Source organism: Pseudomonas sp. PSE14, from assembly GCF_029203285.1.
Lineage (GTDB): Bacteria > Pseudomonadota > Gammaproteobacteria > Pseudomonadales > Pseudomonadaceae > Pseudomonas.
On record NZ_CP115669.1, the window covers coordinates 5,367,342 to 5,387,011 of the forward strand.

Here is a 19,670-nt window from a genome sequence, read left to right on the forward strand (position 1 = left end):
TTTATAAGAATGCAGCGAAAGAAACAACCCAATAAAAAAGCCGAGCCCCATGGCGTGGGGCTCGGCTTTTTCATTACTACGACAGTGCGACCTTTCAGCGCGCCCCGGCGATGTCCTGCTGGATGCTGGAGAAGGGACGCGCCCAGGGCTTGGAAGCCTGGATCTTTGCCGGCAGCTTCTTGATCGCTGCCTGTGCGGCCGTGCGGTCAGCGAAGCTGCCGTAAGTCACGACGTAGAACGGCTTGCCCTGCAGGTTCTTGCGGAAGTAGCGGTAGTCGCCACCACCCTGCTGGCTGATGAAGGCCTTGGCGCTGGCTTCCGAGCCGGTGCCCAGCACCTGCACGGAGTAGCGAGAACCTGCCTGGGACTGGTACCAACTACTGCTGCCGGCGCTGCCGGTGGCCGCTGCGGGTTTGCTGGCCGAGGCCGGCTTGGCGCTGGCAACGGTGGTGGCGGGCTTGGTCGCTGCCGGCTTGGCCGCCGGAGTAGGCTTGGCCGAAGCTGTGGCGGCGGGTTTGACCGGTTGCGGGGCTGCGGCCTGGGTCGGCGCGGGCTTCGGAGTCGGTTGGGCCACTGGCTGCGACTGGGTCGGCGCCGGCGGCACCGGGTTCAGCGGAGCCGGGCCATTGTTGGCCAGCGGCGTTACCGGCGGCGCGGAGGTCGTCACGGTCGGCGGAATGGCCGCGGACGGCATACCGCCTTCATCGGCATCTTCCTGGCCGCCGGCCTGGGCCATCGGTTCGCGGATCACCGGCTGGCTCTCGCCCACCAGTGGCAGCGGCAGCGGCTGATTAGAACCGGCGAACTCGACAGACGGGCCAGCACCCTGAGCATCCGGCGTCGGCTGGGCGCCCGGTTGCGGGGCGGCGCCGCCCAGCGGCAGCTGGGAAGAGGTTTGCGCAGCGGTGTTATTGGCGGACTCTGGCTTGCTGGTCTTGCCCTGCATGAACCAGGCAGCGATGACGCCGATGGCGACCACACCCAGGATCGCCAAATGCTTTTTCGGCAGCTTGAAGCCTGGGCCAGCCGCCTTGCGAGCGCCACCGCGGTCAGCCAGCATCGCCTCGATCATGGCGTCGCGAGCGCTCTGGTTGATCGCTCCCGGCCAGCCGCCGGACTGCTCGTGAATGTCGGCCAACAGGTCAGCGGAAATCAGTTCGATGCCCTGCCCGGCACCTTCCAGGCGCTGCGCCAGGTACTCGCGGGTTTCCTCTTCGCTGTAGGGCTGCAGTTCAATGGCATGAAAACGCTCCTCGCCTTCGGACAGCACCTCCAGACGCGACAGCAGCGCCGGCTCGCCGAACAGGAAGACGTGCAGGCGCGCCTCGGTGTTGCCGGCAGCCAGAAGCAGCAGCACTTCCAGTGCGTCATCGCGCAGTTGCTCGGCATCGTCCACCAGCAGGTAAACGTCCTGCCCAGTGATCGCCAGTTGGGCGACCTTGGCCAGGATGGGCTCGAGGCTGGTCTGGGTGATGCCCAGGCCCTGGGCCAGTTGGCGCAGCAGGGTGGCCTCGTCGGTGACCGAGCGGCCGGAGATGACCACGCTGGAGACCGCGTCCTTGTTAGTGCTGGCCACCAGCGCCTGGCGCAGCAGCGTCTTGCCGCTGCCCAGCGGGCCGGTCACGGCCAGCAGCAGGTGGCTATAGCGCGCCAGGTGGTGCAGCTGGCCCAGTACGGGCTTGCGCTGCGCCGGGAAGAACTTGAAGCCGGGAACCCGCGGTGCGAACGGGTCATGGCTGAACTGGTAGTGGGCCAGGAAGGCCTCGTCGGCATGCAAACTGGACATGGGACCTCAGTGTTCTCCTGCCTGACCGACCAGTGCCTGGTAGTCAGTGCGCAGTGTTTCTTCCAGAATCTCACGGGGGAATTCGGCGGTCACGACCGCGCCCCCCAGCCCTTGGAGCAAGACCAGACGCAAACGGCCATCGAGCACTTTCTTGTCGACGGCCATGTGCTCGAGAAAATGCTCGGCGTTCATTTCCTGCGGTGGGACCACCGGCAGCTTCGCCGCGGCCAGCAGACGGATACCGCGGTCGAGCTCGGCCTTTGTCAGCCATCCCAGCCGATGCGACATCTCGAGTGCCATCACGGTTCCCGCACCCACGGCCTCTCCGTGCAACCAGACGCCATAACCCATATGGGTCTCGATGGCGTGGCCGAAGGTATGGCCGAGGTTGAGGGTTGCGCGGACGCCGGTTTCCTTCTCGTCGGCGCCGACCACGCGGGCCTTGGCGGCGCAGGAGCGCTCGATGGCCTCGGTCAGCGCAGTCGGCTCCAGCGCCAGCAGGTCATCCATGTGCGCCTCCAGCCAGGTCAGGAACGGCTCGTCGCAGATGAAGCCGTACTTGATGACTTCCGCCAGACCGGCGGACAGTTCGCGTGGCGGCAGTGTGCGCAAGGTGGTGGTGTCGATGACCACGGCCTGAGGCTGGTAGAACGCGCCGATCATGTTCTTGCCCAGCGGGTGGTTGATGCCGGTCTTGCCGCCCACCGAGGAATCCACCTGGGACAGCAGGGTGGTCGGCACCTGGATGAAGTCGACGCCGCGCTGGTAACAGGCAGCGGCGAAGCCGGTCATGTCGCCGATGACGCCGCCGCCCAGGGCGATCAGGGTGGTCTTGCGGTCGTGGCGCGCCTTGAGCAGCTCATCGAAGATCAGCTGCAGGGTTTCCCACTGTTTATAGGCCTCACCGTCAGGCAGCACGACCGAGGTGATCTTGTAGCCAGCCAGGGTTTTCTGCAGTCGATCCAGGTACAGCGGCGCGATGGTTTCGTTGGTGACGATGGCTACCTGACGGCCGCGGATATGCGGCTCGAAGTAGTGCGGATCATCCAGCAGCCCCTCACCGATGTAGATCGGGTAGCTGCGATCGGCCAGATCGACATTGAGTGTGCGCATGAAACCCCCAGGCAAGAAAGGGGACTAGGATACCGCAGATTGGAGCGCCGTTAATGGCGCTCCAACTCACGCAAGCGCTCCAGAATCTCCAGAACCACGAGGCGCGGCGGCCGCTCGTCGGTTTCGATGATCACATCGGCGATTTCGCGATACAGCGGATCGCGCAGCTGCATGAGGTCACGGAGGATCTGGTCCGGATTGGGCTTCTGCAGCAGCGGACGGTTCTTGTCGCGTGCAGTTCGGGAAATCTGCTGCTCGACCGAGGCGTGCAGGTAGATGACCTGGCCGCCAGCCTTGAGTATCTGGCGGTTGGCGTCACGCATGACTGCGCCGCCGCCGGTGGCGATCACCATGCCACCGGCGGCGCATAGCTCGGCAAGCATCGACTGCTCACGCTCGCGGAAGCCTGCCTCGCCCTCGACATCGAATATCCAGGGGATGTTGGCTCCGCAGCGCTGCTCGATCTCTTTATCCGAATCCTTGAAAACGAGGTGAAGCTCTTTGGCGAGAAGACGCCCGATGGTGCTTTTCCCAGCCCCCATCGGGCCTACCAGAATCAAATTGGACACGACATTGATCAACGGCCGACTGCAAAGGCCTGATTATTCATGATCCGCGGGGTAAGGAAAACCAGCAGCTCGTTCTTGCTGTCAGTTACCGAGTCACGACGGAACAGGCGGCCAATGAAGGGAACGTCGCCCAGGAACGGAACCTTGTCGGTAGCCTTGGTCTGGGTGTTGGAGAACACACCACCGATCACGATGGTCTCGCCATCGTTGACCAGCACCTTGGCGTTCACCTCGTTCTTCTTGATCGGCGGTACGCCGTTCAGCGCGTTGGCGTAGTCCGGCTCATCCTTGTTGACCTTCACTTCCATGATGATGCGGTTATCCGGGGTGATCTGCGGGGTCACTTCCAAGGCCAGAGCGGCTTCCTTGAAGGACACCGAGGTAGCACCGCTGGAGCTGGCCTCCTGGTAGGGGATCTCCGAGCCCTTGAGGATCTTCGCGGTTTCCTTGTCGGAGGTGACGACCTTCGGCTGGGAGACCACTTCACCGTTACCGCTCTTCTCCATGGCGGACAGTTGCAGGTCGAGCATGGCGTGATCGCTCAGGAAGCCAATGCCGATACCCGAGGTGCTGTTGGCTACGCCCATGTCAACGAACGGCACCGGCGCCACGCCATCCTGTGCCTTGAAGTTGCCAATCGTATCGGTACCCGGCAGGAACAGTTGGCCGTCGCTGACTGTACGCGCGCCATCCTTGCCGTAGAAGTCCCAATTGCCGGAACTGAACGCACCGCCCCAGCGCACACCCAGGCTCTTGCTGTAGTCCACAGCGGCCTCGACGATGCGCGCCTCGATCATCACCTGGCGAACCGGGATATCCAGTTGGGCAACAATACGGCGCAACTCATCCAGGCGGTCCTGAGTTTGGTAGGCAATGATCGCGTTGGTGCGATCATCAACGGTGAGCGAGCCACGATTATCTGCGCCCGCCGCCTGCGGCGCACCCGGAACACCTGGAGCACCTACTCCGGTTACCGACTGGAACAGCTTGGCAATATCAGCCGCCTTCGCGTAGTTCACCTGGATCAGCTCGCGACGCAGGGGAGCCAGTTCGGAAATCTGCTTCTGCGCCTCCAGCTCCTGACGCTCGCGCGCGGCGATCTCTTCCGCCGGCGCAACCAGCAGAACGTTACCCACCTTGCGCTTGTCCAGCCCCTTGGTCTTCAGCACCAGGTCCAGCGCCTGATCCCACGGCACATTCTGCAGACGCAGGGTGATGTTGCCCTGAACGGTATCGGACGCCACCAGGTTCAGGTCGGTGAAGTCGGCAATCAGCTGCAGCACCGAGCGTACATCGATGTCCTGGAAGTTCAGCGACAGCTTCTCGCCGGTGTAGGCAAAGGTATCCTTCTTGCGCTTCTCGGCATCGTCCTGGGTCAGCGGCTTGATGCTGACGGTCATCCGGTTGTCGGTCTGATAGACGAGATAGTCGTATATGCCGGTAGGCTCGATGGTGATGCTGGCCTTGTCGCCCGCCGCGGCAGCATTGACGAACTGCACCGGCGTGGCGAAATCCTTCACATCCAGGCGCACGCGCAGGTTGTCGGGCAACTGGGTACGCGGGAACTCCAGGCGAATCTTGCCGCCCTGCTCCTGGATATCCGGGCTGACGGTCGGATCGGAAAGGTCGATCACGACATTGCCTTCACCCTGTTCGCCACGCTGGAAGTCGATATTGCGAATCGCCTTGCCGGCCGGAACGTAAGGCTTGGGTTGAGCGGGCTTGGCAACCGGAGCGGGAGCCGGCGCGGCAGAAGCATAGGAGCTCGAAGCAGCCCCCGCCCCACCGACCACGACGTACAGATTCGAACCTTCCGACCGGGTGGTATAAGGCACCAGGGTGGCCAGGTTGACGATCAGGCGAGTGCGATCTTTCGCCTCAACCACCGTCAGGCTGCGGGCATTACCCACACCCAGCTCACGGTTCTTGCTACCCAGCTTGTTCTGCACACCTGGCAGATCCAGCGCGATACGCGCCGGCTGCTCAATGGTGTAACCGCGCGGCGTCGCCACCGGGCCGTCGAAGCCCAGTTTCAGCTCGACCCGGTCGCCCGGCAGGGCTGCCACATCGACGCTCTGCAGGTTGGCCGCCAGCAAAGCCGGCGCAAAGACTGCCGCGAGCAAGGAGATGCTCAGGCGGGAAAGCATTTTGTTCATCGTCTGAATCCGTCGTGCAGACTGCAGTTTGTTATCCATGTTCATCCCCGCCCTTAGGAGCGTTCCTTGAGGGTCAGGCTGCGCGGACGCTCGAGCCAGCCCCCTTCGCCATCAGGAACGATTTCAATCACGTCGATCTTGCCTTCGCTGATGGCAACGATCTTGCCGTCGTTGCGCCCCAGATAGTCGCCGATCCGCACCCGGTGCACCCCTCCTGCACCTTTTACGAGAGCGAACATCTGGTTATCCCTGGACAAGGTTCCCACCATCTCGAAGGTCTCGATATTGAAGCCTTCCAGGAACTGCTTGACCCGGGTTTCGTCAGGCTTGACCACCTTGTTGCCCTTCTGCTTCACCGCCAGGTCGATCTTGACCGGGGGCTGGAACGGGCTGCGCAATGCCGAGGCACTGTAGGTAAACGCTTCATACGGCTGGAACTTGGGCAGTGGCTCGATCGCCCCCTTGGGACGCGCGCGGACTTCGTCCATATAGGCCTGCAGATCGCTGAAGTCGCCTCCAGCACCACACCCGTTCAAACTCAGCAGCAGACAACCGCAAATGATCAGGCGCCCCCTCATTTCTTGGCTCCCGCGCTCGGGGCATTGACCTTCGTGCCCTTGTCGTTATAGCGATAGGTCTTGGCCAGGATGGTCATCCTCAGCCTGGACGTACTGTCGGCGCTGGCCGGCTTGATCTCGAAGTCGTGCAAGGTGACGATGCGCGGAAGGCTGGACACACCACTGACGAAAGTCGCCAGGTCGTGATAACCGCCCACGACACTGATCTGGATGGGCAACTCGATATAGAACTGCTGGGTCACTTCCGGCAGCAGCTTGATCTCCTCGAACTCGAGACCACTCCCCAGGCCGGTACGGGTGATGTCTTCGAGCAGGCCGGGCACTTCGGTGTCACTGGGCAGCTGCCGCAGCAAGGCGCCGAAGGACTCTTCCATTTCCTTCATCTGAGTCTTGTAGGCTTCCAGATTGGCCGCCTGGAATGCCTTGGAGGAAAACTGCTGCTTGAGCGTTTCCTCTTCAGCGCGCTGCCGATCCAGTTGTTCCTGCATGTCCTTCAGATGGAAGTTGTAGCCAAGCGCGAGTACCACGGCCGTGAGCAGGATACAGGCGATGACCTTGACCGCCGCCGGCCAGGAGCCAAGGTTGTTCAGGTCAAGGTCGTTGATGTCGATCTTGCGCAAGCTCTCGAGGGAACTGGCCAGACTCATTTCTTGGCTCCTTGCGCGACGTTCTTCTGCTCCGCCTCTTCCGCTCCGGGCTGGGTCTGCTGAACCGTCAGCTGGAAGATGTTCGCCTGGTCCACAGCGCCCTGGGTCACCGCCTTCACTTCAGTCAGGTTCGGCGCCTTCAGCCACTCGGAAGCATCCAGGTTACGCATCAGGTTGGACACCCGGTTGTTCGACTCGGCCGCCCCTGCGATGGCGATGGACTTCCCGGTCATCTTCAGGTCGGTGAAATAGACACCGTCGGGCAACGTACGGACCAACTGATCGAACACACGGCCAATGATCGGTCGGTTGCCCTGCAGATCCGAAATGATCTTCATACGCTCCAGCAACTGCTGGCGGCGAGTCTTCAGCTCGCTGATTTCCTTGATCCGCGCATCAAGCACGGTGATTTCCTTGCGCAGGAAATCATTGCGCGCGTTCTGGTTCTCGATGGCCGCATTGAAGTACTGGTCACCCAGGAAGACCAGCGCCCCCGAGGCCAGCAGCACCGCCCCCAGAGTCACGAGGAAGCGCTGCTTGCGCTCCTCGCGCAGCTGTTCCCGCCACGGCAATAGGTTGATGCGAGTCATCAGTCGAAACTCCTCATCGCCAGACCGCAGGCAATCATCAGCGCCGGCGCGTCACTGGCCAGCGCCCCCGCATTGACCTTTCCGCTCAGCACCATGTCGGTGAAGGGGTTGGCCACGAGTGTCGGAGTACCGATCTTCTGCTGGATCAATCTGTCCAGGTCCGGAATGGAAGCCGTTCCGCCTGCCAGCAGGATGTAGTCCACGTCGTTGAACTGACCGGCGGCGAAGAAGAACTGCAGCGAACGGGAGACCTGTTGAACGACCGCATCCTTGAACGGTTGCAAAACTTCGCTGTCATAGTCATCCGGAAGACCGCCCTGCTTTTTGGCAAGACCAGCTTCTTCCACCGACAGGCCATAGCGACGCTGAATCTCCTCGGTGAGCTGGCGCCCGCCGAACAGTTGTTCGCGTGTATAGATGGTGCGGCCGTGGTGCAGCACGCTCAGCGTGGTCATGGTGGCGCCGATGTCGACCACCGCAACTGTGAGTTCGTCGGCATTGCCACCCAACTGATCGCCGAGCAGACTGAAGGCTCGCTCCAGCGCGTAGGCCTCGACATCGACGACCTTGGCGGTCAGCCCCGACAGCGCCAGCGCCGCCTCGCGCACTTCAACGTTTTCCTTCCGACAGGCGGCGAGGAGTACGTCAACGCGCTCGGCGTTCCGTGCGGATGCGCCCTGGACTTCAAAGTCGATCGCGACTTCTTCGAGGGGATAGGGAATGTACTGGTCGGCCTCGATCTTGAGCTGGTTTTCCAGCTCGTCTTCCGAGAGACCGCCATCCATCTCGATGGTCTTGGTGATGACCGCCGAGCCAGCGACCGCGACCGCAGCCGTCTTCACGCCGGTGCGCGCCTTGGCGACCACACGTGACAACGCCTGGCCGACACCCTCCAGCTCAGCGATGTTCTTTTCTACCACTGCATTGGGAGGGAGCGGCTCCACGGCGTAGGCCTCTACCTTGTAGCGGCCTCCCGAGCGGCTCAGTTCGAGGAGTTTGACCGAAGTCGAACTGATGTCTATCCCCAGCAGCGTGTTCGCTTTCTTATTGAATAGCCCTAGCACGACTGATTTCCTATCAGCATCCGAGACTTACGGACGATTTATGTTTTTTCACATTAGATACCAGACTTGACACCTGCGCAAATGGCTCGCCGGGAAAAAAACTGCTTATAATGTGATCAGCTTTTCCCTTTTTACCGCGCCATCCGCTTAACTCTTTCTTTTCTCTGGAAATCCAAGACCTTCCAATGCGCCTGCTGAAGTTTCTGTGGTGGACCTGCGTCACCATAATCTGTGGATTGCTGCTCAGTTTCAGCGGCGCCTACCTCTACCTCAGCCCTAACCTCCCGTCCGTGGAGGCCTTACGCAACGTGCGTTTGCAGATGCCGTTGCGGGTGTACAGCAGCGATAACAAATTGATAGCAGAGTTTGGCGAGATGCGCCGCACGCCAATTCGTTTTGCTGAAATCCCCCAGGATTTCACCCACGCACTGCTATCGGCCGAGGATGACAACTTCGCCAACCATTATGGCGTGGACGTAAAAAGCCTGATGCGTGCTGCCGCGCAATTATTGAAGACCGGGCACATCCAGACGGGTGGCAGCACCATCACCATGCAGGTGGCGAAGAACTACTTCCTCACCAACGAACGCAGTTTCTCCCGAAAGATCAATGAGATATTGCTGGCATTACAGATCGAGCGGTCACTGACCAAAGATGAGATCCTCGAGCTGTACGTCAACAAGATCTATCTGGGCAACCGCGCCTACGGCGTGGAGGCCGCTGCCCAGGTCTATTACGGCAAGTCGATCAAGGACCTCAGCCTGGCGCAGATGGCGATGATCGCCGGCCTGCCGAAGGCACCGTCGCGCTATAACCCGCTGGCCAACCCCGCACGCAGCCTGGAACGCCGCAACTGGATCCTCGAGCGCATGCTCAAGCTGGGCTTCATCGATCAGCCGCGCTATGAAGCCGCGGTCAAGGAGCCGATTGCAGCCTCCTATCACGTACAGAGCCCCGAACTGGCCGCCCCCTACATCGCCGAAATGGCGCGCGCCGAACTGGTCGGCCGCTTCGGCGGCGACGCCTATACCGAGGGTTACCGCGTTTACACCACTGTGCGCAGCGACCTGCAGGAAGATGCCAATACCGCGCTGCGCGACGGTCTGCAGGAATACGACCAACGTCATGGCTATCGCGGCCCGGAAACCCGCCTGCCGGGCAAGACCCGTGATGCCTGGCGCCAGGCGATCGCTCAGCAACGCCCGCTCGGCGGCCTGGAGCCGGCCATCGTTGTCCAGGTGGAAAAGAGCGGCGCCCTGGTGATGACCCGCGATGGCAAGGAAGAAGCCCTCGGCTGGGACGGCATGAAGTGGGCACGCCCCTATCTCAGCAACAACAGCATGGGCCCGATGCCTCGCCAGCCCAGCGACGTGGTCCAACCTGGCGACGTGATCCGCGTGCAGCGCCGCGACGACGGCTCGCTGCGCCTGAGCCAGGTGCCGGCTGCACAGAGCGCGCTGGTCTCGCTGAACCCACAGGATGGCGCGATCATGGCGCTGGTCGGCGGCTTCTCCTTCGAGCAGAGCAACTACAACCGCGCGACCCAGGCCAAGCGCCAGCCCGGTTCCAGCTTCAAGCCGTTCATCTACAGCGCCGCGCTGGACAACGGCTTCACCGCCGCCTCGCTGATCAACGACGCCCCCGTGGTGTTCTACGACGAGTACCTGGACAAGGTCTGGCGGCCGAAGAACGACACCAACACCTTCCTCGGCCCGATCCCGATGCGCGAGGCGCTGTACAAGTCGCGCAACATGGTGTCGATCCGCATTCTCCAAGGGTTGGGCGTCGAGCGAGCGCGCACCTACATCAGCCGCTTCGGCTTCAACAAGGACGAGCTGCCGCCGAACCTGTCGATGGCCCTCGGCACCGCCACCCTGACGCCGCTGGAAATCGCCTCCGCCTGGAGCACCTTCGCCAATGGCGGCTTCAAGGTTTCGCCCTACGTGGTCGAGCGCATCGAAAGCCGCGACGGCCAGGTGGTCTACCAGGCCAATCCGCCGCGGGTACCCAATGACGAGGCGCAAACCGAACAAGCCCAGGCCCCGGCTCAGCCCAGCGGAACCAACGAGCTGGGTAACGACGACCCGAGCCTGGCCAAGACCACCATCGAACCGGCTGCCGCCGAGCGCATCATTGATGCCCGTACCGCCTACATCATGACCAGCATGCTGCAGGACGTAATCAAACGCGGCACCGGCCGCCGCGCCCTGGCGCTCAAGCGTGATGACCTGGCGGGCAAGACCGGCACCACCAACGAGTCCAAGGACGCCTGGTTCTCCGGCTTCAACGCCGACTACATGACCACCGTCTGGGTCGGGTTCGACCAGCCGGACAGCCTCGGCCGCGCCGAATACGGCGGCAACGTCGCCCTGCCGATCTGGATGCGTTACATGGGCGCCGCGCTGAAGGACAAGCCGTCGCACCTGCTGCCCGAGCCCGCCGGCATGGTCAGCCTGCGTATCGACCCGATTACCGGTCGCGCAGCGGCACCGGGCACGCCGGGCGCCTACTTCGAGCTGTTCAAGAACGAAGACACGCCGCCTTCGATGAGCGAACTGGCACCGGGAAGCGCGCCGGGAAGCGGTATGCCGGCGGAAGAAGAAGCGCCTATCGACCTGTTCTGACAGGCAAGTGAAAGCCCCTCGCAAGAGGGGCCTTTACATTGAAAGAATGATTCTCAAAGAATCATGGCATTTCGCCAAGGCATTGATTAATCTGCACTTGCGGCGGCGAACAACCCCGGACGGCCGACCCCATCCGGCGCGTCAGGGGCTTCCCGCAGCAACGAAAACAGGACGCTCACATGCTGCGCAACCTGCTTGGCTGGCTGTTCTGCCTGATCGCGCTGCTACTGGGGGCGCCGCTACTACGCCTGCTGGCCACTCCCCGCGCCCTCGCTCCCGCCCCTGATCTCGTCTATCTGGACCAGCTGTTCACAGCGCTGATTGTCTGCGCGGGACTGGCCGGCCTGCTGATCGCCTTCCTGCTCCGCCTGCCAGGCCGCTTGGTCACTGCCGCCGCACTGATGATGCCTGCAGGAGCGCTCTGCATCTGGCACCTCACCCACGTCGCACTCGAACCCAGCTCCCCCACGCCGGAGCACTACCGGCTGGTCCTGATCGGGCTGGTGGTTTTCCTACTGGCGCTCGCCGGCATCGGCTGGCTGGGTGGCCGAGAGGGCTCGGGGCGAACGGCACTGCGCTATCTGGGCCTGGCCTTGCTGCTCCCCTGGTGCCTCGGTCTGTTCTACCTGGCGCGCCTGTACTACTGAAGCAGATCGCGCCAGGTCAGGTAGACGCGCAAATCGAATTCAAGCTGGTGGTAGCCCGGCAGCATGTGCTCGCACAACTGGTAGAAGGCCTTGCTGTGGTCGCGCTCCTTCAGGTGCGCCAGTTCATGGACCACGATCATCTGCAGGAACTCCGGCGCCGCCTCCTTGAACAGCGAGGCCACGCGGATCTCCTTCTTCGCCTTGAGCTTGCCGCCCTGCACCCGCGAAATCGCGGTATTCAGGCCGAGGGCGCGCTGCACCACATCCAGCTTGTTGTCATAGAGCACCTTGTCCACCGCAGGCGCGGTGCGCATGTACTGCTGCTTGAGGTCCATGGCATAGCCATACAGCGCCTTGTCGCTCTGCACGTCATGACGACCGGGATAGCGGCGCTCCAGATACTGGCCGAGGCGGTCCTGCTCGATGAGCTGGCGCACCTGGTCCTGGAGCTGTTGCGGGTAGGCCTGGAGATAGCGGAGCGGTTGCATGAGCGGGCGACTGGCGGGAAATCCGGCCACCAGTCTACCTTATTCCCCACTCAGCCCAGCGCGCGGGTGCTGTAGGCCTCGGTGCGGTAGGGGAATGCCACCTCTGCGCGATCCTTCAAGGCCGGATGGGTGGCAATCAACTCCCGCAGTTGCTCGGCGACCCGCTGCTTCTGCTCGTCCGGCAACGCGGCAATGAAACTGACCGAGAGGATGCGCGCGACGATCACCTGTTCCGGTGGGCCGATGTGCTGGTGGCTGAACTCACGCAGACGCAGCGGTGCGAACCGCGCCCCAGCGAAGGCCCGACGCCATTCGCCAGTGTGGAAGCGTGGCGTGCTGCCCTCGTAGCGCTCGACGATGCGCGTCACCTCGGCCACCCAGTCTACCCGCTCGTCACGCACGTTCCAGACCAGACCGAGACGCCCACCCGGACGCAGCACCCGATGGATTTCGGTCAGCGACCGCCCATCAGCGAACCAGTGGAAGGCCTGGGCGCAGGTCAGCGCATCCAGGCTCCCCGCGACCAGGGGGATCGCCTGGGCGGTGCCATTGAGCGCCCTCACCGCAGGCAGAGTCGCGCTCAGTTGCTCGCGCATCGCTGCCACCGGCTCGATCGCTGTGACCTGCGCGCCCGTACGCTGCAGCAAGGCGGTGAACTTGCCGGTGCCCGCGCCAAGGTCAACCACCTCCTTGCCCGGACCGATCTCCAGTTCCTCGCCGAGCCATCCTACCAGCGCCTCCGGATAGTCCGGGCGCCCATGGGCATAGGCTTTCGCTTCGCGGGCATAACCCTCCCGCGCACTGCCATGTACATCCGTCATCGCGCCTCCAGAGCCTGCCGGCCCGAGCACAAGCGCTCAGCGGAACCGACAGGCCTTGCCATCGAGATAACTACGGTAGCAGCTGAGCAGGCGCGCAGCCTTGATCCGGCAACGTTTCTGCCGGCATTCGCTGGAAAACTCGAAGCGGCCACCATCGGGATCGGGCAACTGGATGCGGATCGCCGGCCAGCCCTTCTTCGGCGCCTTCTCCGGCGTGCTGAGCACGCGGTTCTCGTTCTCCACCAGTGCAGCGCCAGCCTCGGCGTAGTCGAAGACGAACAGCAGGGTGCGCGAAGTCTTCAGCGTGCATTCCTGGTGGGTCAGGCAGTTCTGCGCGTCCGCCGGCAGATCCACTGGCGGTTTGGGTGGCGGCGCTGGAGGTTGCGCCGGGCGCAGCGAACAGCCGGCCAGCAGTGCCAGCGACAGGGCGGCGAGCCCGGCACGCAGCATCGACATGCCATCAATCTCCTTCTGGCGGATACGAAAGAGCCCCGCAATGCGGGGCTCTTGGCGAGCAGGCCGGGATCAGTTGACCTTCGCTTCCAGCTCACCCTTGGCGTAGCGCTGGAACATGCCTTCCAGGGAGATCGGCTTGATCTTGGAGGCGTGGCCGGCGGTGCCGAAGGCTTCGTAGCGGGCAATGCAGACGTCGCGCATGGCTTCGACGGTCTTGGCGAAGTACTTGCGCGGGTCGAACTCGCTCGGGTTCTTCGCCAGGAAGCGACGGATGGCGCCAGTGGAGGCCAGGCGCAGGTCGGTGTCGATGTTCACCTTGCGCACGCCGTACTTGATGCCTTCGACGATTTCCTCGACCGGAACGCCGTAGGTTTCCGGAATTTCGCCGCCGAATTCGTTGATGATCGCCAGCCAGTCCTGCGGGACGGAGGACGAACCGTGCATCACCAGGTGGGTGCCCGGAATGCGCGCGTGGATCGCCTTGATGCGGTCGATGGCAAGGATGTCGCCGGTCGGCGGCTTGGTGAACTTGTAGGCGCCGTGGCTGGTGCCGATGGCAATCGCCAGGGCGTCGACCTGGGTCTTCTTCACGAAGTCGGCGGCTTCTTCCGGGTCGGTCAGCAGCTGGCTGTGGTCCAGCACGCCTTCGGCGCCAACACCGTCTTCTTCGCCGGCCATGCCGGTTTCCAGGGAGCCCAGGCAGCCCAGCTCACCTTCAACGGACACGCCGCAGGCGTGGGCGAAGGCAACGGTCTGCTGGGTTACGCGGACGTTGTACTCGTAGTCGGCCGGGGTCTTGCCGTCTTCCTTCAGCGAACCGTCCATCATCACCGAGCTGAAGCCCAGCTGGATGGAGCGCTGGCAGACGTCAGGGCTGGTGCCGTGGTCCTGGTGCATGCACACCGGGATATGCGGGAATTCTTCGATGGCCGCGAGGATCAGGTGGCGCAGGAAGGGCGCACCGGCGTATTTGCGAGCGCCGGCGGAGGCCTGCACGATCACCGGGGAGTCGGTCTTGTCGGCCGCTTCCATGATGGCGCGCATCTGCTCGAGGTTGTTGACGTTGAAGGCCGGAACGCCGTAGCCGAACTCGGCGGCGTGATCCAGCATTTGGCGCATGCTGATGAGTGCCATGGTTTTCGCTTCTCCCAGAAGTCGGGCTCGTTCAGTTATTCAAAAGCCTGCCCCAGGGGCAGGCGGTGTTCAAGTGTCCAGGCCGCGGCCGGGACAGTCGGCGCGTCAGCGCGCCTTGCAACCTCGGCCGATGAGATCGTTGCTCTCGACCCAGTAGATCAGTCCCTGCTCGCCGGTAATGCTGAATCCGACCAGTCCGTCACTATAGAAGGCGCCAGCACCGCCGGGTTCCTCCTCCAGGTGATGAACCACGTCATCCTCTCCCAGGCGCAGGTCGACTACAGACTTGCTGACATCCACGTAACGCCAGATGACTTCGGCCTGGCTATCGCAGGTCCAGCGATTCCAGCCGGCCTCTTTGCCGCCGGCACCATCGGACGGATGGCTGGAGCATCCGGCGACCAGTGACAGCGCGAGGGCCGGGACAACATAACGCAGCATCGGGCAACTCTCCCTTCAGGCGGCATACCCGCCGAGCATCCAATGTGCCAGCTTGCCCGGCCCACAACAGGAACGCCAGCGCCGCCCACGATCACCCGAGGGCGGCGCTGTACGGATGGGAGCGAGTCGACTGATCGATTCGCTACCGTCGGCTAAGGCCTCAGGCCTTGGCGCGCTGCTCCAGCACTTCGACGGCCGGCAGGACCTTGCCCTCGACGAATTCGAGGAAGGCGCCGCCACCGGTGGAAATGTAGGAGATCTGCTCGCCAATGCCGTACTTGTCGATGGCGGCCAGGGTGTCGCCACCGCCGGCGATGGAGAACGCCGGGCTTTCGGCGATCGCCTTGGCCAGGGTCTTGGTGCCTTCGCCGAACTGGTCGAACTCGAACACCCCCACCGGGCCGTTCCACAGGATGGTCTTGGAGGTCTTCAGCAGCTCGGCGAACTGGGCGGCGGTCTTCGGGCCGATGTCCAGAATCATGTCGTCGTCGGCCACGTCAGCGATGTCCTTGACGGTAGCAACGGCGGTCTCGGCGAACTCCTTGGCAACCACCACGTCCACCGGCAACGGCACGCTGACCTTGGCGGCGATGGCCTTGGCGGTGTCGACCAGGTCGGCTTCGTACAGCGACTTGCCGACCTTGTGGCCCGCCGCGGCGAGGAAGGTGTTGGCGATGCCGCCACCGACGATCAGTTGGTCGCAGATCTGCGCCAGGCTGTTGAGCACGTCGAGCTTGGTCGAAACCTTGGAGCCGGCGACGATGGCAGCCATCGGGCGCGCCGGGTTGCCCAGGGCCTTGCCCAGGGCTTCCAGTTCGGCGGCCAGCAGCGGGCCGGCGGCGGCAACCTTGGCGAACTTGGCTACGCCGTGGGTCGAACCCTCGGCGCGGTGGGCGGTGCCGAAGGCGTCCATGACGAACACGTCGCACAGGGCGGCGTATTTCTGCGCCAGTTCGTCGGCGTTCTTCTTCTCGCCCTTGTTGAAGCGCACGTTCTCGAACAGCACGACTTCACCGGCCTTCACGTCGACGCCGCCCAGGTAGTCCCTGACCAGCGGCACGGCGCGGCCCAGGGCCTTGGACAGGTAGTCGGCGACCGGCTGCAGGCTGTTCTCTTCGGAGTATTCGCCTTCGGTCGGGCGGCCCAGGTGCGAGCAGACCATCACCGCCGCGCCCTTCTCCAGGGCCAGCTTGATGGTCGGCAGCGAGGCCAGGATGCGCGCGTCGCTCTTGACCACACCGTCCTTCACCGGAACGTTGAGGTCTTCGCGGATCAGTACGCGCTTACCTTGGAGGTCGAGGTCGGTCATCTTCAACACGGTCATGACAGTCAGTCCTGTTGGGGCTGTTTGATTAACGTTCGGTAGCGGCGACGCGCAGGTAGTGGCCTGCGGTGTCGAGCATGCGGTTGGCGAACCCCCACTCGTTATCGAACCAGGCCAGCACGTTCACCAGGCGGGGGCCGGAAACGCGGGTCTGGCTGCCATCGACGATGGCCGAGTGCGGGTCATGGTTGAAATCGCAGCTGGCGTGGGGCAGCTCGGTATACGCCAGCAGGCCTTTCAGCGGGCCTTCGGTGGCGGCCTGGCGCAGCACGCGGTTGATCTCCTCGGCGGTGGTATCGCGAGAGACCTGCAGGGTGATGTCCAGGGCCGAGACGTTCACCGTCGGCACCCGAATGGCTTTGGCCTGGATTCGCCCGGCGAGTTCCGGTAGCAGGCGTTCGATGCCACGCGCCAGACCAGTGGACACTGGAATCACCGACTGGAAGGCCGAGCGCGTGCGGCGCAGGTCTTCATGGTGGTAGGCGTCGATCACCGGCTGGTCGTTCATCGCCGAGTGGATGGTGGTGATCGAGACGTACTCGATGCCCAGCGCTTCGTTCAGCAGCTTGAGCAGCGGCACGCTGCAGTTGGTGGTGCAGGAGGCGTTGGACACCAGCTTCTCGGTACCGGTCAGGCCCTGCTGGTTGATGCCGAAGACCACCGTGGCGTCGATGTCCGTCTCGCTGGCCATGGGCTGGGAGAACAGCACGCGCGGCGCGCCGGCAGCCAGGAAGCGCTCGCCATCGGCACGGGTGTGGTAGACGCCGGAGCACTCCAGCACCAGGTCGACGTCCAGCGCGCGCCAGTCGATGGCCTCGGGCGTCGCTTCGCGGAACACCTTCACGCAGTCGCCGCCGATGTGCAGGCAGCCGTCGTCCACGCTCACCTCGCCGGGGAAGCGGCCGTGGGTGGAGTCGAAGCGGGTCAGGTATTCCAGGCTGGCCAGGTCCGCCAGGTCATTCAGGGCGACGATGGAGAAATCAGCCTTGGCGCGACGCTCGTGCAGGGCACGGAACACGCAGCGGCCGATACGGCCGTAGCCGTTGAGGGCAACTCGGTAAGGGCGCTTGGACATTGTTATCCCTTGAAGCCGGACGCTACAGGGGCGAGCAGGCTCGCCCCTGTAAGTGCCTTGATCAGGCGTCGAGCAGCTCGGCGGCCACTTCCAGCAGGTTATCGACGGTGAAGCCGAAGTGCTCGAAGAGGGCGGCGGCCGGAGCCGATTCGCCGAAGGTGGTCATGCCGATCACACGGCCTTCCAGGCCCACGTACTTGTACCAGTAGTCGGCATGAGCGGCTTCGATGGCGATGCGCGCACCGACCTGCACCGGCAGTACGGCCTGCTTGTAGCCGGCGTCCTGCTGGTCGAACACGCTGGTGGACGGCATGGAGACCACGCGCACCTTGCGGCCTTCGGCGCTGAGCTTGTCGAAGGCCTGCACGGCCAGGCCGACTTCCGAGCCGGTGGCGATCAGGATCAGTTCCGGCTCGCCATCGCAGTCCTTGAGCACGTAACCACCGCGGGCCACGTCAGCCAGCTGGGCGGCGTCACGGGCCTGGTGCGGCAGGTTCTGGCGGGAGAACACCAGGGCGGACGGACCGTCGGCGCGCTCGATGGCGTACTTCCAGGCCACCGCGGATTCCACGGCATCGGCCGGACGCCAGGTGTCCAGGTTCGGGGTCAGGCGCAGGCTGGCCAGCTGCTCGATCGGCTGGTGGGTCGGGCCGTCTTCACCCAGACCGATGGAGTCGTGGGTGAACACGTACAGCACGCGCTGCTTCATCAGGGCGGACATGCGCACGGCGTTGCGGGCGTATTCCATGAAGATCAGGAAGGTCGCGCCGTAGGGGATGAAGCCACCGTGCAGGGCCACGCCGTTCATGATGGCGCTCATGCCGAACTCGCGCACGCCATAGAACATGTAGTTGCCGCTGGCGTCTTCGGCGCTCACGCCCTTGCAGCCCTTCCACAGGGTCAGGTTGGAGCCGGCCAGGTCAGCCGAACCGCCGAGGAATTCCGGCAGCAGCGGGCCGAAGGCGTTCAGCGCGTTCTGGCTGGCCTTGCGGCTGGCGATGGTTTCGCCCTTGCTGGCGACTTCGGCGACGTAGGCGGCGGCCTTCTCGGCGAAATCGGCCGGCAGCTCACCGGCGACGCGGCGCAGGAACTCGGCAGCCAGTTCCGGATGCGCGGCCTGGTAGGCGGCGAAGCGCTGGTTCCACTCGTTCTCGTGGCTGGCGCCGGCTTCCTTGGCGCTCCACTCGGCGTAGATCTCGGCCGGGACTTCGAACGGGCCGTGGTTCCAGCCCAGCGCGGCGCGGGTGGCGGCGATTTCGTCGTTGCCCAGCGGAGCGCCGTGGCACTCTTCCTTGCCCTGCTTGTTCGGCGAGCCGAAGCCGATCACAGTCTTGCAGCAGATCAGGGTCGGGGCGTCGCTTTTGCGAGCGGTGTCGATGGCGGTCTTGATCTCGTCGGCATCATGGCCGTCGACGTTGCGGATCACCTGCCAGCCGTAGGCTTCGAAGCGCTTCGGGGTGTCGTCGGTGAACCAGCCTTCGACTTCGCCATCAATGGAGATGCCATTGTCGTCGTAGAAGGCGATCAGCTTGTTCAGGCGCAGGGTGCCGGCCAGCGAAGCCACCTCGTGGGAGATACCTTCCATCATGCAGCCGTCGCCCAGGAAGGCGTAGGTGTAGTGATCGACGATGGCGTGGCCGTCGCGGTTGAACTGCGCGCCCAGCACTTTCTCGGCCAGCGCCATGCCCACGGCGTTGGCGATACCCTGGCCCAGCGGACCGGTGGTGGTCTCGACGCCGGCGGTGTAGCCGTATTCCGGGTGGCCCGGAGTACGCGAGTTGAGCTGGCGGAAGTTCTTCAGGTCGTCGACGGTGACGTCGTAGCCGGTCAGGTGCAGCAGCGAATAGATCAGCATCGAGCCGTGGCCGTTGGACAGCACGAAGCGGTCGCGGTCGGCCCACTGCGGGTTGCTCGGGTTGTGCTTGAGGTAGTCGCGCCAGAGCACTTCGGCGATATCCGCCATGCCCATGGGGGCGCCGGGATGGCCGCTGTTGGCTTTCTGGACGGCGTCCATGCTCAGTGCGCGGATGGCATTGGCTCGCTCACGACGGCTGGGCATCGCTGAATCTCCTGCGGGGGCTGCTTCGAAAGTTCGAAGGGATGAAAAAGGCCAGCATTTTCGCCCAGCCAGGCCCCGCGGGGCAATGACAGATCGGC

18 protein-coding genes are annotated in these 19,670 nt (G+C 63.7%); 2 read left to right on the plus strand and 16 right to left on the minus strand.

The window, feature by feature from the left end:
• Positions 1–94 precede the first annotated feature (94 nt).
• Genes O6P39_RS24580 through O6P39_RS24615 form a run of 8 tightly spaced genes read right to left on the minus strand, consistent with a single transcriptional unit; the run spans position 95 to position 8,503 of the window.
• A complete protein-coding gene (locus O6P39_RS24580; RefSeq protein ID WP_275608984.1) occupies positions 95–1,786 on the minus strand; it encodes an AAA family ATPase in 1,692 nt (563 codons plus the stop codon).
• Positions 1,787–1,792: 6 nt separating this feature from the next.
• Entirely contained in the window at positions 1,793–2,899 is a 1,107-nt protein-coding gene (gene aroB / locus O6P39_RS24585; protein ID WP_275608985.1) for a 3-dehydroquinate synthase, read from the minus strand.
• A gap of 50 nt (positions 2,900–2,949) precedes the next feature.
• Positions 2,950–3,468 carry a shikimate kinase AroK gene (gene aroK / locus O6P39_RS24590; protein WP_275608986.1) on the minus strand — a complete coding sequence of 173 codons (519 nt, stop codon included), beginning with the start codon at positions 3,466–3,468 and terminating at the stop codon, positions 2,950–2,952.
• Positions 3,469–3,476: 8 nt separating this feature from the next.
• On the minus strand, positions 3,477–5,624 hold the full coding sequence (pilQ, locus tag O6P39_RS24595) for a type IV pilus secretin PilQ (protein WP_275608987.1): 2,148 nt from the start codon (positions 5,622–5,624) through the stop codon (positions 3,477–3,479).
• 53 nt (positions 5,625–5,677) lie between these two features.
• Entirely contained in the window at positions 5,678–6,202 is a 525-nt protein-coding gene (gene pilP, locus O6P39_RS24600) for a type 4a pilus biogenesis lipoprotein PilP (RefSeq protein ID WP_275608988.1), read from the minus strand.
• Complete coding sequence (gene pilO, locus O6P39_RS24605; RefSeq protein ID WP_275608989.1) at positions 6,199–6,849, minus strand: type 4a pilus biogenesis protein PilO; 651 nt, start codon at positions 6,847–6,849, stop codon at positions 6,199–6,201. Before pilO ends, pilP begins: the two co-directional genes overlap by 4 nt.
• Positions 6,846–7,439, minus strand: coding sequence for a type 4a pilus biogenesis protein PilN (gene pilN, locus O6P39_RS24610; RefSeq protein WP_275608990.1), 594 nt, complete (start codon positions 7,437–7,439; stop codon positions 6,846–6,848). Before pilN ends, pilO begins: the two co-directional genes overlap by 4 nt.
• On the minus strand, positions 7,439–8,503 hold the full coding sequence (locus tag O6P39_RS24615; RefSeq protein WP_207882126.1) for a pilus assembly protein PilM: 1,065 nt from the start codon (positions 8,501–8,503) through the stop codon (positions 7,439–7,441). Before O6P39_RS24615 ends, pilN begins: the two co-directional genes overlap by 1 nt.
• A gap of 185 nt (positions 8,504–8,688) precedes the next feature.
• Here O6P39_RS24615 and O6P39_RS24620 point away from each other — a divergent pair, with 185 nt between their 5' ends.
• On the plus strand, positions 8,689–11,127 hold the full coding sequence (locus O6P39_RS24620) for a penicillin-binding protein 1A (protein ID WP_275608991.1): 2,439 nt from the start codon (positions 8,689–8,691) through the stop codon (positions 11,125–11,127).
• A gap of 179 nt (positions 11,128–11,306) precedes the next feature.
• Positions 11,307–11,774, plus strand: coding sequence for a hypothetical protein (locus O6P39_RS24625; RefSeq protein ID WP_275608992.1), 468 nt, complete (start codon positions 11,307–11,309; stop codon positions 11,772–11,774).
• Here O6P39_RS24625 and O6P39_RS24630 read toward each other — a convergent pair.
• The 8 genes from O6P39_RS24630 to tkt form a co-directional block, all read right to left on the minus strand.
• Complete coding sequence (locus tag O6P39_RS24630) at positions 11,768–12,262, minus strand: M48 family metallopeptidase (protein WP_275608993.1); 495 nt, start codon at positions 12,260–12,262, stop codon at positions 11,768–11,770. The genes O6P39_RS24625 and O6P39_RS24630 overlap by 7 nt on opposite strands.
• Before the next feature lie 50 nt (positions 12,263–12,312).
• Positions 12,313–13,083 carry a class I SAM-dependent methyltransferase gene (locus tag O6P39_RS24635; RefSeq protein ID WP_275608994.1) on the minus strand — a complete coding sequence of 257 codons (771 nt, stop codon included), beginning with the start codon at positions 13,081–13,083 and terminating at the stop codon, positions 12,313–12,315.
• A 36-nt stretch (positions 13,084–13,119) separates the two neighbouring features.
• Positions 13,120–13,539, minus strand: coding sequence for a hypothetical protein (locus O6P39_RS24640; protein WP_275608995.1), 420 nt, complete (start codon positions 13,537–13,539; stop codon positions 13,120–13,122).
• Positions 13,540–13,608: 69 nt separating this feature from the next.
• On the minus strand, positions 13,609–14,673 hold the full coding sequence (gene fba, locus O6P39_RS24645) for a class II fructose-bisphosphate aldolase (RefSeq protein ID WP_152226796.1): 1,065 nt from the start codon (positions 14,671–14,673) through the stop codon (positions 13,609–13,611).
• Between the two features lie 105 nt (positions 14,674–14,778).
• Positions 14,779–15,114 (minus strand): MliC family protein, encoded by a 336-nt coding sequence (locus O6P39_RS24650; RefSeq protein ID WP_275608996.1) that lies wholly within the window; start codon positions 15,112–15,114, stop codon positions 14,779–14,781.
• Positions 15,115–15,274: 160 nt separating this feature from the next.
• Positions 15,275–16,438 (minus strand): phosphoglycerate kinase, encoded by a 1,164-nt coding sequence (locus O6P39_RS24655; RefSeq protein ID WP_275608997.1) that lies wholly within the window; start codon positions 16,436–16,438, stop codon positions 15,275–15,277.
• A gap of 28 nt (positions 16,439–16,466) precedes the next feature.
• The gene (gene epd / locus O6P39_RS24660; protein ID WP_275608998.1) at positions 16,467–17,513 is read right to left on the minus strand and encodes an erythrose-4-phosphate dehydrogenase; all 1,047 of its coding nucleotides are present in this window, start codon (positions 17,511–17,513) and stop codon (positions 16,467–16,469) included.
• A 61-nt stretch (positions 17,514–17,574) separates the two neighbouring features.
• On the minus strand, positions 17,575–19,572 hold the full coding sequence (gene tkt, locus O6P39_RS24665; protein WP_275608999.1) for a transketolase: 1,998 nt from the start codon (positions 19,570–19,572) through the stop codon (positions 17,575–17,577).
• Positions 19,573–19,670: the final 98 nt, after the last annotated feature.